The following is a 14,940-nucleotide window of genomic DNA, read 5'->3' as shown; positions in this document are numbered from 1 at the left end:
TATCCATTCATTATGAAGAAAACAGATGTTGCCATCGTTGGTTTATCTTGTGTCTTTCCAGGGGCACAGGATGCCAATATGTTCTGGCAAAATATCATCAATAAAGTCGATTCGACGGAGGTCGCTCCGGCTGACCGCATTGACCCGGTCCATTTTAGTGATGGTCCGGGGACTGTAGATCGCTTTTATTGCAAACGTGGTGGGTTTATCTCTGACTATGTGTTCGATCCAACGGCATTTGGCATTTTACCACTTGCCGTTGAGGGAACCGAGCCGGATCACCTGTTAACGCTTGATCTGGTACAGAAAGCACTGGAAGATGCTGGCGTATTTCAAAAACAGATATCACTGGAAAAAGCGGGAATTGTCATCGGGAAAGGAAATTATACTGGCCCGGGAGCTACCCGTGCCATAGAAATCGTACGTACCGGCGAGCAGATTTCCTCCCTTTTACAGGAACTTTTACCGCAGGTGCCAGCTGCTGATATCGAAAAGGTAAAACAAGTATTCCAGGAACGCAAGGGGCGCTTTGCCGCTGATACGGCTATGGGCTTAATCCCTAATCTTGTGGCTTCGCTTGTTGCCAACCGCTTCAATCTTGGCGGTGTGGCCTTTACTGTAGATGCAGCTTGTGCCAGCGCCCTGATCGCTGTAGACCATGCCGTACAGGAACTGCAGCGTGGCCGTAGTGACATCATGATTGCAGGCGGAGTACATATGGGACAAAATGCTGCCTTTTGGAGCATTTTTGCTCAATTGGGAGCCTTGTCGCGCAAACAGCAAATCAAACCTTTCAGCATGGATGCCGATGGCTTACTCATCGGTGAAGGCTGTGGTTTTGTTGTATTAAAGCGACTCGAAGATGCTGTACGTGACCAGGATAAAATCTATGCGGTCATCAAAGGTGTAGGCGTGAGCAGCGATGGTCATGGCACAAGCGTCATGAGTCCATCGGTGAAGGGACAATTAAAAGCGCTACAGCAAGCCTGGATCAATGCTGAACTGGACGAAAAACAGATCGGTTACCTGGAAGCACACGGTACAGGGACACCTCTTGGAGATAAAACTGAACTACAGACGCTGTCGCAGTTTTTCGGTAAAGAAGACACTACTCCAGTGGCTGGAATCGGTTCGGTCAAATCCAATATCGGTCATGCCATGCCGGCTGCAGGAATCGCGGGGCTGATAAAAACCTGTCTGGCCCTATACCATGATACATTGCCACCAACGCTTTATTGCGAAAATCCGACCGCTGACATGCAGACAACGCGATTTACTCCCGTGCAGGAAGCAAAAAGCTGGTCAAAGACAGGTCTGCCCAAGGTGGCCGCGGTAAATGCTTTTGGTTTCGGCGGTATTAACGCACACGTGGTCTTGACAGGCTATGATATGCCGAAAAAAGATCCAGTGCTATTACTAGCCCGGCCAACTCATGCGGAATTATTATCGGCTTTACGGAATAACGACAACATAGTAGGTGTAGGCAATTATCGTCTAGCACTATTTGACCCTACCCCAGAACGGATTGAAAAGGCTATCAAAATCGTTTCGAAAGATAAAGCCTGGCGCAATAAGCAGGATATCTGGTATACCTCAGCCCCATTATTACAAGAGGGAGGCAAGGTTGCTTTCGTCTTCCCTGGTCTAGACGGCTTAGCCAAGGGAGAGATTGACTCGGTCAGCCGCTATTTTGGATTATCAGCACCTATACAAACCGAAGGTGAAGGACTACTGAATGATGCCTTGGCTATTTTCAATTCTTGCAGCATTTTGGACAATTCCCTAAAAAAACTGGGAATATATCCGGACATGAATGCCGGGCATAGCTTAGGTGAATGGCTGGCGGGCTATTCTTCGGAACTGGCGGAAGCAAGTTCGGTCAAGGATCTGATTGATGTACTTCACCCGCAGACTTTTGAACTCAAGGATTCCAAATTTATTGCCATTGGGACAGGGCTGCAGGAAATTACACCTTTGATTACTGGAATTCCCAATATTTATGTTTCCAATGACAACTGTCCACATCAGGTCATTCTATGCGGTAGCAATACCGCTTTAAAAGAACTGGTACCTCAGTTGAAAGCGAAACAGATATTCCATCAGATCCTGCCATTCCAGTCGGGTTTTCACTCTCCTTTTGTGGCCGACAAGCTGGATCTGATCCTAGCAGGTATGGAAAAAGTACAATTTCAGCAAACAAAGATTCCTTTGTGGTCGGCAACAACATTAAAGCCCTACCCTTCGGATCAACAGGCCATCCGTCACTTGAGTGCCGAACACCTTGTACAACCAGTCCGTTTCCGCGAGCTAACGGAAAAGCTTTATGACGAGGGAGTCCGGTTCTTCATCCAGGTGGGTACCGGTGGACTGACCGGTTTTATTGACGATACCTTAAAAGGGAAAGCTTTCAGCACCTTAGCATCCAGTGTGGTAACACGTTCAGCACTTGCTCAGCTACAACGTGTCGTTGCGGCTTTATTTGTAGAAGGAAAAACGGTGGCGCTGGATTTTCTGGCGGTACATAACCATATAAAAAAGACGACAAGCAAAGGCATGAAGCTACAGCTCGGTTCCCCTATCGTCCGTAATTTTGATGCGGTCAAGAGCTTAGAAAAGTCTTTTGGTACCGTTCAACCACAACTAACCGCCGGAACAGCTGTAAAGGGCAATCATCCATTGGTTCAGGCATTTCAGGAGAATATCGCCGATATGATCCGGATGCAGGAAGAAGTATTGACACTCTTTCAGAACCGGGCGGCCTCTGGCATTACAACAGCCGTTGCCGCCCCACCTATCCTAGAAAAAACGGTTGAAAGACATTTCGAAAAAATGCTGCAGGTCAATTTGGACAGTCATCCCTACCTGATTGACCATAGCCTGCTACGACAGCCAAAGGGATGGTCCGAAGTAGCGGACATGGAACCGGTGATTCCGATGACTATGATCTTTGAGTTGCTCGCGGAAATCGCCCTGGCAGAACAACCCGCAGCCAAGATTCATAAGATTATGCACGTAAGTGTATTTCAATGGATGAACGTGGCCAAACCATTTGAAAAAATGGTTAAGGGGGAATGGCGTAGACCGCAGCTAGCCTATCTGGATATCGAAAATTTTGCAAATGCGGAGGTAGCGCTGACTGCAGCACATCCTGCGCCCCCACAAGCTGACCTTTCCATTGGTGAGCAGCTTCCAATCACGCGAACTTCCGAAGAAATCTATGATAAGCATATGTTCCATGGAGCAGCCTATCAGGGCATTGTGGCGGTGACGGCTGTAGGTAAAAAAGGGATCACAGGCAAGATCAAGGGTAATGGTGGTAAAGGTTCATTACTGGATAATGCTGGACAGTTGTTCGGTTTATGGCTGCAACTTACGCTGACCAAAGATCGCATTGCATTTCCGGTTAAAATCAAAGAAATTGAGTTTTTCGACGACATGCATGACCAAGATGGTTTGTTTGAGTGCACTTGCATGTTTACTGAGCTCAACGATGAGTTCGCCATCGCTGACATCATGCTCGAACGAAATGGGAAAGTATGGTGTGCGATCCGGGGCTGGCAAAACAGAAGGCTGGAAATCGACGAAGCACTATGGAATGTGTCGATGTCACCACTGCACAACCGTCTGTCAACGGAAATCGCACCAGATGTTTTCTTCTTTCACCAAGCCTACACCCGGGTTGCTTCTTGGGACTTTATTCTGAAACGCTATTTCAACCAAACGGAAAAACAGCACTACCATCAGCTGCTACCCAATCGACGAAAAGGTTGGATGGTAAGCCGTGTCGCCGTAAAAGATGCGGTACGACAGTTGCTAAGCCGTGAGAAAAACCATCCCGCTTATCCCATTACCTTTGAGATCCGCTCGGATGAAGTCGGCAAACCATATCTTTTAGGGGATATCACAAAAGATATCCATGTTTCGCTGGCCCATAAAGGAAAAGATGCCGTAGCAATAGCCCGTCAAGATCGACCTGTCGGCATTGATATCGAACTCATTGCGGAACGGAGTACTGGTTTTTACCCACTAGTTTTTACCGATGCAGAAATGGAGTTGCTCAAAGACCGGGAACAGGCGGAATGGACAACCCGTTTTTGGGTGGCGAAAGAAGCTTATGGAAAATTTCTAGGGACTGGCCTACAAGGCAACCCAAAAAGATATGAAGTAGAACACATCCAGGGAGATCATCTCTGGATCAATCAAATAGAAATAAAAACAATCAAACACCAAAATTATATTATCGGATGGACACTGTAAACACGACATCAAAATTGAATCACGAAGAATTATTCTCTTTATTAAAAGGCTTTATAACAGAAGTTATCGGCGAAGAATTTGTAGAAGAGATGGATATCACACCAGAAAGTTCCTTTACAAAGGACCTTGAAATGGACAGTATTGAAATTGTTTCTTTTTCAGAGAAAATCAAAGCGCATTTTGGTGAGCAGATTGATTTCACTGGCTGGTTATCTTCGATGGACCTGGACCAGTTGATTAATCTTGACCTCCGCATGATCATCAATTATATCCACGAATGCCAATAATTACGGTCAACAATAGGAAAGTTCATATACAGGAACTAAACAAAGGTGCTGAACAAACCGTGGTACTGATCCACGGCATGTTCAGCAACCTCTCTATTTATTATTTTAATATTGCTCCAATCCTAGCGCAGCATTTCCACGTCGTTATGTATGATCTCAAAAGTCATGGCATGAGTGAACGTGTATCGGAAGGCTATGATCTTGAGAATATGTCATTCGATCTGATTGCTTTGTTGGATAGTCTACAACTTCAAAACGTCCATCTGCTGGGTTACAGTTTTGGTGGACTAATCGCGTTGAAAACCGCATTGCAGATCCCAACCCGTGTGGAACGACTCGTCGTTATGGAGGCTCCGGATCCACAGGATGAGAAAGCACGCAACATCATCGATGAGTATAGCAAGGAATTTCTGGAGCATTATATCGCCAATTTCACCGATACCACAAAGATGAAAATGGGTAAGCGACAATTTGAAAAAAATCATCGCCTTTACGAGTTTTTATTCAACCAGACGAGTATCAAAGCGGATATGATCAAGGAAAAATATTTCCTCCATGAAATGGATACTGCAACATTACCGCCATCCACCTTACTGTTGTATGGAGATACATCAAACTGTAAACCAACGGGGGAATGGCTGCAAACAAAAATATCTGGCGCTCAACTTGAACTCATTCCGGGAGATCACAATATCCCCATACAAGAACCTACACAGATAGCTGAAACTATCGTTGATTTTTTATCTAACCCTTTATTACAAAACCATGGCTAAATTTGTGTTTGTTGTCCCCCCACTGACAGGTCATGTCAATCCGACGTTGAGCATTGGTGCTGAACTATTGGAAAGAGGACATGAGGTGGCCTGGATCAGTCTCGACAAAAACTTAACCGATAAACTTCCGGCTGGCGGAAAACTATTGCTCATTCAATATGACCAGACGGATGAAGAAAAAAAAGAAAGCGAACAATACCTCGATATCATCTCCAAAAAGATCGTTTATGGTATTGATAGCATCAAATTTCTTTATGAAGATGTACTTATCCCTTTAAATAGACATTGTTATAAAGGCATCCTTACCTTATTGGAAACATTTACGCCTGATATCGTGATTGGCGACCATCAATTATTTGCTGCATCCATCGCTGCAAAAAAACTTGGGCTCCGCTATGCAACTACTGTCACAGCCCCTGCCGCGATCAAAATTGTCAGCGAGCTTCCGAAAGTACACGAGTGGGAAGAAAAACAGATTGTTGCCCTACAGCAGGAACTCGGGGTTGTGGGTGATAAGCCGTTGGACTGCTCAGATCTACTTACGCTAGTCTTAACCTCCCGTTATTTTTTTGGCGAAATGGATCTCAGCTCAAACTATCAGTTCACAGGACCTGTCCTGGCCGAACGTCGGGGATCGGCTGTATTTGACTGGGATAAATTGCATGCTAGCAATCGAAAAAAAATCCTGGTCAGTATTGGTACTACCTTTGACCATGAGCATAAGAAAGCATTTTTCCAAAAGGTTATCGATGCGTTTGCTGGAGCGGAGCTCACTGTCGTCGTCGTTTCGGATCCGCAGCTATTTGATGCCTGGCCTGAAAATTTCATGGTTTATCCACAAATCCCACAATTGGACCTGTTACCATATCTAGATGCTGTTGTATGTCATGGTGGCCATAATACGGTTTCCGAAACTCTTTCACAGGGTCTGCCACTTGTGGTTATCCCGATCGCTTACGATCAGTCACATGTCGCGGGTCGCGTAGTACGTACCGGTGCCGGTGAACGACTGAATTTCAATCGCTTTAAAGCACATCATTTAAAAGATAGTGTCCATACCATCTTGAATAATCCAACCTATCGTGAAGCTGCACATACCGTACGTCAATCTTTTGTCGATGCGGGTGGCACGAAAACCGCTGCAGACCTCTTGGAACAAACTGCCACTCCTATCGCTTCAAGAGCGGATGTACCGGCGAAGTTCCTCTTTGTTGTTCCACCATTTTTTGGACATATCAGCCCAACGTTAAGTGTAGGTGCAAGCCTCCTTGCCCGTGGGCATGAAGTCCGGTGGTTTGGCATAACGCCATTAGCTGATCATCATATCCCTGCAGGTGGAAGTTATATCTATCCTGAAGCGGATCTGCTACCTTTTCAGGAGGAACTCCAACAGCTATTGAAACGTCAGGATGATGGCCCCTCCTGTTCGGGCCCCGAAGTCATGAAATTGGCGCTGGAAGAAACCTACGTCCCCATCGCGAAAATGATGATGCCCGGATTGGAACGTCTTCTTGGCCAATGGCGGCCCAACGTCATCATCAATGACTGCATTACTTTTGGGGGAGCGTTATTCGCGCATAAACACCAGATCCCCTGTGTGACGACGACGCCCGTTCCACCAGATGTCATGGGCGACACAGAGAAGAGTGCTCCTAAGATATTTGAGTGGCAGCAAAATCTGATCAAAGACCTTCAAAAGGCTGTGGGAATTTATGATCAAGGAATCTTTATACATTCCCATCAGCTCAACCTGATATTTACGTCACAAGCTTTTGCCGGTTTTGAAACGGTACCGCCACACATGAAATTTGTCGGACCGGTCAAAGGTCGTCCAAACAATACCCCTTTTGACTGGGAGCGTTTGGCCGCCAGCACTACTCCAAAAGTATTTGTATCCTTAGGTACACTGCTCGTGGATATTCGAAAAGCATTTTTTGGCAAACTGATCGAGGCCTTTGCCGATCAACCCGTTACCATTATTGCTGCAACTCCGCCAGAAATATTCGAGGAATGGCCTTCCAATTTTATTGTGAGTGGCTTTGTCCCACAATCCGACCTGATGCCACACATGGATATGGTTATTTGCCATGGGGGCTTCAATACGGTGAACGACACCTTTACAAATGGTTTACCCATGCTGATCACACCGATCGCCTACGATCATTTTCATACAGCCAAACTTATTGAGCAGGCGGGTTGCGGGCTTAGCATCCGATACAAACGTATGCGTATAGATGCCCTGCGGGACACTGTGTTTGAATTGTTGGAAAATCCCAAGTACCGAAATGCCGCCAAAGAGGTACAAAAGACCTTTCTAACCGCTGGCGGTAACGACCAGGCGGTAGCGCTATTGGAAGATTTTGTGAAACAAGAATGTTTGACATTGGTACAGGTGTAGGCGATGAAAAGAAAACTATTATTTGGTGAGCGCATGCTATTGGGGGATGGAACTGAACCCTTCAACGCCGTCATTCCCTTTCGGCTACGTGGTGTTTTCAGCGAAGAAGATATCAAATACGCCTTGAGCCGATTACAGGAAAAACATCCCTGGCTGCGGGCACTTATCCAACATGATGAGCAGAATGTACCTTGGTTTCAGGTTCCGGAACTAACTGTATCGATTCCGATACGGTTAGTAAACCGAAAAAGTGAAGACGACTGGCAAGAGGAATCCAAAAAGGAATGGCATTCGACCTTCGATCATCAGACGAAACCTTTAATCCGATTTGTCTGGATTAAGGGGGAAGAAGTCTCAGATATGCTCTTTGTTTTCCATCATTGCTTATGTGATGGAGGCTCGGCCATGGCATTATTGTATGAATTTCTAAAACTACTGGAAAATCCGGCTGCGGAAATCGGATTGGAAAATCCGATCCTTGGTATTGAGGATGTCGTACCCGAACAAATCTTACAGAGTGGTAAGAAGCGATTTAAGGCAAAAGCCATTGGCAGACTAGCAGCTTTAGCGATAAAATGTATTCCGGTCAGTAAAAGGGCGATTGACAGACAGACTGATTATCTCATCCATTGGAAGCTAGACGAAACCACCAGCAAGCAACTGATTTCCTTTTGCAAGTCTTCAGGAGTAACCGTCAACACCTTTTTGGGTGCAACAGTATTGGAGGCATTTAAAAAAGTACGTGGCTCGTCGGCATTCAATAAAGTTTCCTGTCCAGTAGATATCAGGCGTTTTGCACCACAGATAAAAGATGACCATATTTTTGCTTTCGGATTAATGATTGTCATGTCTTCGAACCAGAAAATGAGCTTTTTGGATAACCTCCGGTTGATGCAGGATGAAGTGGAACGCAAAACAGCGAAGCTCAATCCTTATATCACCATGATGGTGATGGAATCTGCCCACGATGCGCTAAAGAACTTTACCAGACTTTTAAAACGAGGTAAGTCATCCAACGATTGCATGTTTTCAAACTTGGGATGCATACAGATCCCTGATCAATATCAGGAATTCAACCTGGAGACCATTTTCAGTCCATCCGTTATTGGGCCATTAGGCAATACGACGACCATGGTCACTTCGACCTATCGCGGGCAAATGGACTTTTCGTTTGTGGGAAGCGAAGGCTATTTACCAGAAACAGAAGCGTTGGCGATCCGTGATGAGATCATAGATCGCATCAAGCAGCAACTAGATTATCAGGAGGCATCATGATCGAACGGAAATTAATGCTGGTGGAAAGGATCATGTATGTTGATCCCGAAACACCTTTAAACTGTATATTTACGGCTAAAATCCAAGGGAAGATTGCTGAAGAACATATTCGGAATGCCCTGGTAAAAATTCAACGGAAACATCCTTTGCTCCGCTCGGTTATAGAGATAATCGATGCCAAACAGCCCCATTTTGTTGTCAAGGAATGCATGGAATCTATTCCACTCCATGTTATCCAACGTCAAACGGATATGGATTGGCTGACAGCGTCGGAACGGGAATGGTATCGCCCCTTTAAAGCGGACAACAAGCCGCTGGCTCAATTGGTCTGGATCAAAGGCGAAGATGTATCGGAACTGCTTTGGGTATTGCCGCATTGTATCTGTGATGGAACCAGTATTGTCACGTTGATGCGGGAGCTCCTTAGTTTGTTGGATGATCCTAATCAGGAACTCCAGCCCTATCCACTTTTTAAATCGGTTAATGATTTCCTTCTGCAGGGCTTTGAGCCACAGAAAAAATCGCGTAAGGCTAAACGCTATTTACTGTTGGCAAGGCTCTTTTTTTTCCTGCAACGGAAGAGCAGAAAAAGAAATTCAGGGAAGAACTATGCAATTCATTGGAAACTAGATACGGAAACAACGGTGGCCTTAACCAAAGTCTGTAAAATGCAAGGTATTTCGGTCCACGCAGTCTTATGTACAGCATTTATGCAGGCTTTTAGGGAGGTACGGGGTAAGTTGGCAAAAAATAAAGTAATCAGTCCTGTTGATATACGCCATTTTATTCCAGAGATCAAACAGGACCATATGTTCGCATTTGCCCCAACGGTGGAACTTTCCCTAAAAAAGAGGAAAGAGAATATCTTGGCCAATGCGAATGCCATCAAATCAGAACTAGCACAGAAAATGGAAAAAGTCAATGCGCAGGAGCTACTCTGGATGGGCGAGCAGATGCATCCGCTCGTGGAGCGCATGATTACTATGCTAAAATCTAGTCCAGGCGGGCATGACATCACACTTTCCAATATGGGTAAAATCCAAATGCCAAGTGCCTACAAAAATTTCACCTTGGAAACCCTCTACAGTCCAACAGTAGCTTTCCCCTGGTTGAATTCCAACACCTTGGTCACAACAACGTTTAATCAACAAATGGATTTTACGTTTATGTCCAATGAAGATTTCCTGCCCAAAGAAGAAGCGATTAAAATAAAAGATAAGGTTATCGGCTTTTTGGCCTTATCATTATAGTATTATACATGACAAAACTTGCTCAAACCAAGAAAATAAAAAAAACAACACTTAATCGCTTTTTAAGAAAGCGCGCGATTTATTACATACTTCCCAATGTATTCTTCAATTTCCTGGTGGCTTATGCCAGCTTTCAGGAAATTGGATATACCCATTTTTTTGCTGGACCTCAAAGTTTGGCCCGTTTGACACTTCCCATGGCCATATTTTTACCGGTCGTCCTTACCATGGATATCATCAAGCGGGTGATCGCGGCCATCGAACAGGAATCCATCGAATTAATCGTAAACAGCGAGCTGAACAAGAATAGATTTATGACGAAGCTGTGTATCCTCCATGGTTTCGTAACAGGCTTACTTGTGTTGGCATGCCTGCTATTGGCACAATATAGTCTGTCTACGCATTACAAATTAAATGCTACTGCAATGGCTATTCTGGACGCTATTCTTGCAGGCGTACTATCAATTGTATTTACATATCTACCAATCAGGAAATTAAAAAAACATTTGTATGAACCTTCATTAGTCATTCAGGAAATAGAACGAAATTAGCTTCTCTTGGTGGGAAGCTCGCTCTTATAACATTTGCTACCTAAAGTCAGTAAATGTTTTTTCCGAAATACTGTCGCTGTAGTTTACTGATTTTTTTGTTTTATATACTGTTAGGAATAGACAAAAGGGCCGTATCAAAATAGCTATTTTGATACGGCCCCTTTTACAAAAAAATTGCTGCTACTTATTGGTCAATTTCTGTAAACGTTCTTTTGCTGCGGGGACAATATCGTCCTTTTTTTCATAATTTTCAATCACACTTTTCAATGTACTTTTCGCCTGAAAGATATTGCCTTTACGCGCATAAGTCTCAGCAAGCAATATGAAACTCTTGGCTACCCAGTATTCATGTTCCTCCCGAGTGTTGATGACATCAAAGGCGGTTTCCTGGGCTTTATCGTATTCCTTGTTATCATACTGCAGCTGTGCTACACGGTACCTTGCTTCTGCGCCGAGTGCCGTTTGGCTCTTTAGGGCCGCCAGATTGAATTCTTTCATGGCAGAGGCGATGTTCTTTTCTTGTAGAAAGGCCTTGCCACTGTATAAGTGTGCTTTGGCAATTTCCTCTTCTGTCGCGCCATCGTAATCCTTTAGCAACTGTACATATTTGGCCATCTGTTCCATATCGCCAAGTTCGAAATAACAGACCATCAAGTTACTTACCGCATAGCCATAGTTTTTTCTGTATTCATTATTGAGCTCCAGTTTTTTGAGGTGCACAATGGCTTCATTATATTGCTTTAGCTCCAGATATAGTGCGGCTACCGTCAATAGGGTATTCTCCGTATATTTGCTCGTCCAGTCGTTCAGGATAATATTCAGATCGTGCAGCGCTTCCTGTGGGTGACCCGTCTTGTAAGAACTCACTCCACGGATGTAACGTGCGAATTTTTCTTGTTTGGGTTTCGGGAATTTATCAAAATAGGCATTAATAGCTTCCACTGCGGCGGCGTATTCCCCCCGTGCAAAAAGGGAGTGTGCTGCCTGGAAAGCCTGATTATCCTGTTCCGCAGGGCTCAGATTTCCCACATTGCTACCGATGGCATAGCGGATATAGCTCGTCGCATCGCCCTGATCGAGGTAGATGTTTTCAATGAAACGCATCGCCTGCTCTGCTTCGGCAGTTCGCGCATATTTCTCCACCACCTGTTGGAAAGTAGCCTTCGCTGGTTCGGGTTCATCGTTATTGTACTGTACAAGCCCGATGGTCATTAGCGCACGAGGGACATAGCTGCTACGTGGATACTTTTCGATCATTCCTTGGAGTCCATTTAGCGCATTATCATAATCTCCGGTCGTAAAATAGGTATAGGGGATTTCAAAGGCCGCATCATCGGCATAGTTCGAAGATGGAAATTGTTTGAGAACAGACCGCAAGGTACTGAGCTTGGTTTCATTGTCGCCCTGTAATCCAAAGAGTATACCGCGTTGGAATAATGCATAGTCTTGATTAGGCGCTTTGCCATCGATCAGCCTGTCATAGTAACTGTTGGCCCGGCCGTAATCGCGCAGACACAGATACGAATCGCCCAGACGTGCGATGACGTCATATCGTATATTTTCATCCACTGTATTTCCTCCGGCCTTCAGAAAGCGCTCAAAGTAATCGGCGGCCAGTGCAAACCGATTATTTCTATAGGCAGCATAGGCCAGACCATAATTAGCATAATTATAGACCTCGTTGTTTTTTGCCGCAGGCAAGCTCAGGAAACGGGAGAAATTTTCCACCGCTTCTCCGAATTTGCGTACTTCATACATCGCTTCGGCTTTCCAGTAAGTAGCCAGGGCAGCCATTTCTGCGTCGATCGGAAACTTTTCTGAACGCATAAATATGGATATGCTATTTTCGAAAGCGCGCTCATTATAAAACTCCAGTCCGCGGTAGTAAGTAACCTTTTGATAAATAGAATCGACTTCCCGGCCACGCTCCTTCAACGATTCCAGCAAGCTGACCCCAGCATGGAAGTTTGTTGTCCCTCGCAGGATTTCGGCCGATAGTGTTTCTGGACTTTCCTGTCTTTTTACTCCTGGATCGACAGGTTTAACTTCCTGCGCAATATATTTTTCGAGGACTTTTTGGGCGGCTTGGGTAGAGTCCATGGCAAGCAGGACTTTGGCATAGTTGAAAAGCGCATCGGCTTTCACTTGCCGGTCGAGATCCATTGTCATCGCTTTGACAAAGGCATTTCGTGCCGCTTGCTTGTCGCCTGTTTCCAAGGCTATATGGCCCAAAGTCATGATCGCACCCTGATAAAAGGCATCCGAAGATTTCATCGATTCCATCATACCGCTCGCTCTTTTGTATTCGCCAGCCCCATAGGCCAAATAGCTGATGCGATAATTATCAATATTGCTTTGCGAAGCATCCGGATGACGTTTTATCAACTCATGGTAATAGGCCTGTTTATATTTTTGTTGTGCCAAATAAGTGCTGGTGGCGATCTGGCGCAGCTCGGTTTCGATCGCGTCGCGGTTAATCAACTTCATATTCGGGCTCCGACGCACCTTGACGGCATCGGCCAACATCGGTCGGTAGTCACGTACGACATCAATGGAATCCATCGTTTGGACTTGCCCTGCAGTCCGCTGCTCGGGAAGCTGTTGCTGTTCTTTTTGTTGTGGCTGTTGCTTTTCTTTCTGCTGTTTTTTTACTTCCTGCGCATACCCTGTAACCAGCAAAGCCGAAAGCACCCCAGTAAACAGGTATTTTAGGTAGTTGTCGCCGATTCTTTCGTTAAATATCATTGTTCGTCCGTATTTTTGAGTTTTTCCAAACCTTCCTTGCCGAGGAGACAATAGTTTAATTTTTCACTAATTAGTATAGCCAAAACTAAAGAATTCCAACCAAATTAGGTAAATCGTAGAAAAAAAATCCATCTCCTTTCACCAATTCCCTATTCTATTGCTTGCTATCGGCAACAGGATGGATACAATAATGGAGCCAAGAAAACACTTTCCTCCTCCATTGGTTCGAATCTTATAGCTTGTTAAGAAGTAGCAGATACTCGATCTACCTAAAACAAAAAAGCCCTAACTTTTGTTAGAGCTTTTTTAGTCGGGGTGGCAGGATTGGCTCAGCCACACAACGCCCAAACACCACCCAGAGCCTCCTCCGGATCGAACCTAGCAACTCCTTAATAGGTCGTAGGTTCTCATCCTGCCTAGAAACAAAAAAAGCCCTAACTTTTGTTAGAGCTTTTTTAGTCGGGGTGGCAGGATTCGAACCTACGACCTCCACATCCCAAATGTGGCGCGATACCGGGCTACGCTACACCCCGAAAAGGTATCACCTTTGTTTTGTGTGGCACAAATATCGAATCAATTTTTCAATTTGTCAAGAGCTAAACTCATTTTTAGCACTAAATCACTGATTAATTGAGCAATATTTTTATTTAGGAGATTAGATCAGCGCTACTATCAAGCGTAAAAACACATCCTAATAGTCCTATAAAGGAATATTCAAAATAACTTTAGATTATCCATTTCATTTTCATATCTTTGCATCCGATTTGAATAACAGTCAATAGTTTTTTCAAAAAGTATTTTAGTATTCAAAAAATAAGTCGTAATATTGCATTCCGATTTTTACAGGATATAAATCGTTAATAATTACTCGAAATCATGGATTTAGTAAAATTTGTAGAAGAACAAGCGGTAGTAAGAAATGAAATTCCCGCTTTCAAAGCCGGAGATACCATCAGCGTTCATTATAAAATTCGCGAAGGAAATAAAGAGCGTGTGCAGGTGTACCAAGGTGTAGTAATCCAATTAAACAGCGAAGGTGCTAACGCTACTTTTACCGTTCGTAAAATCTCTAACGGTGTAGGTGTTGAACGTATTTTCCCTGTAAACTCACCAAACATTGAAAAAATTGTAGTAAACAGCTACGGTAAAGTTCGTCGCGCTAAATTATTCTATTTACGTGGCCTTACTGGTAAAGCTGCTCGTATTAAATCAAAAAGAATCTAATTACGACTACCACGGCATAAAAAAAGGCTTTGAATTTCGTCAAAGCCTTTTTTTATTTTCTGCCATCAACCGCTTTCCTTCCCGAAATAATTTCACCTCTGCTAACATCACTTGATAGCAATACAGAAAAACTTGTAATAAAATTAAGACAATCGAGCCCCATCTCTCAAAAAAAATCCC

9 protein-coding genes and 1 tRNA gene are annotated in these 14,940 nt (G+C 44.4%); 8 read left to right on the top strand and 2 right to left on the bottom strand.

What is annotated here, in order from left to right; translation table 11 throughout:
- Window positions 1–12 precede the first annotated feature (12 nt).
- Genes ACK8HY_RS15970 through ACK8HY_RS15940 form a run of 7 tightly spaced genes read left to right on the top strand, consistent with a single transcriptional unit; the run spans window position 13 to window position 10,791 of the window.
- Window positions 13–4,257 carry a beta-ketoacyl synthase N-terminal-like domain-containing protein gene (locus tag ACK8HY_RS15970; protein ID WP_416134191.1) on the top strand — a complete coding sequence of 1,415 codons (4,245 nt, stop codon included), beginning with the start codon at window positions 13–15 and terminating at the stop codon, window positions 4,255–4,257.
- Window positions 4,245–4,544: an acyl carrier protein gene (locus tag ACK8HY_RS15965; protein ID WP_416134190.1), complete on the top strand. Its 300-nt coding sequence runs from the start codon at window positions 4,245–4,247 to the stop codon at window positions 4,542–4,544. The genes ACK8HY_RS15970 and ACK8HY_RS15965 overlap by 13 nt, the downstream gene beginning before the upstream one ends.
- Window positions 4,535–5,317, top strand: coding sequence for an alpha/beta fold hydrolase (locus ACK8HY_RS15960; RefSeq protein ID WP_416134189.1), 783 nt, complete (start codon window positions 4,535–4,537; stop codon window positions 5,315–5,317). The genes ACK8HY_RS15965 and ACK8HY_RS15960 overlap by 10 nt, the downstream gene beginning before the upstream one ends.
- Window positions 5,310–7,715 carry a glycosyltransferase gene (locus tag ACK8HY_RS15955; RefSeq protein ID WP_416134188.1) on the top strand — a complete coding sequence of 802 codons (2,406 nt, stop codon included), beginning with the start codon at window positions 5,310–5,312 and terminating at the stop codon, window positions 7,713–7,715. Before ACK8HY_RS15960 ends, ACK8HY_RS15955 begins: the two co-directional genes overlap by 8 nt.
- Before the next feature lie 3 nt (window positions 7,716–7,718).
- Window positions 7,719–8,990 carry a condensation domain-containing protein gene (locus tag ACK8HY_RS15950; protein WP_416134187.1) on the top strand — a complete coding sequence of 424 codons (1,272 nt, stop codon included), beginning with the start codon at window positions 7,719–7,721 and terminating at the stop codon, window positions 8,988–8,990.
- Complete coding sequence (locus ACK8HY_RS15945; RefSeq protein WP_416134186.1) at window positions 8,987–10,240, top strand: condensation domain-containing protein; 1,254 nt, start codon at window positions 8,987–8,989, stop codon at window positions 10,238–10,240. Before ACK8HY_RS15950 ends, ACK8HY_RS15945 begins: the two co-directional genes overlap by 4 nt.
- An 8-nt stretch (window positions 10,241–10,248) precedes the next feature.
- Window positions 10,249–10,791: a hypothetical protein gene (locus ACK8HY_RS15940; RefSeq protein ID WP_416134185.1), complete on the top strand. Its 543-nt coding sequence runs from the start codon at window positions 10,249–10,251 to the stop codon at window positions 10,789–10,791.
- A 180-nt stretch (window positions 10,792–10,971) separates the two neighbouring features.
- Here the strand turns inward: ACK8HY_RS15940 and ACK8HY_RS15935 are convergent, their stop codons facing one another.
- Window positions 10,972–13,536 carry a tetratricopeptide repeat protein gene (locus tag ACK8HY_RS15935; RefSeq protein ID WP_416134184.1) on the bottom strand — a complete coding sequence of 855 codons (2,565 nt, stop codon included), beginning with the start codon at window positions 13,534–13,536 and terminating at the stop codon, window positions 10,972–10,974.
- A gap of 459 nt (window positions 13,537–13,995) precedes the next feature.
- Window positions 13,996–14,069 (bottom strand) — tRNA-Pro (locus ACK8HY_RS15930).
- 343 nt (window positions 14,070–14,412) lie between these two features.
- Between ACK8HY_RS15930 and rplS the strand changes: the two genes are divergently transcribed.
- On the top strand, window positions 14,413–14,760 hold the full coding sequence (rplS, locus tag ACK8HY_RS15925; RefSeq protein WP_077437627.1) for a 50S ribosomal protein L19: 348 nt from the start codon (window positions 14,413–14,415) through the stop codon (window positions 14,758–14,760).
- Window positions 14,761–14,940 lie beyond the last annotated feature (180 nt).

This window comes from Sphingobacterium sp. NGMCC 1.201703, from assembly GCF_047784615.1.
Taxonomy (GTDB): domain Bacteria; phylum Bacteroidota; class Bacteroidia; order Sphingobacteriales; family Sphingobacteriaceae; genus Sphingobacterium.
This window is presented reverse-complemented; position numbering and strand designations above follow the sequence as displayed.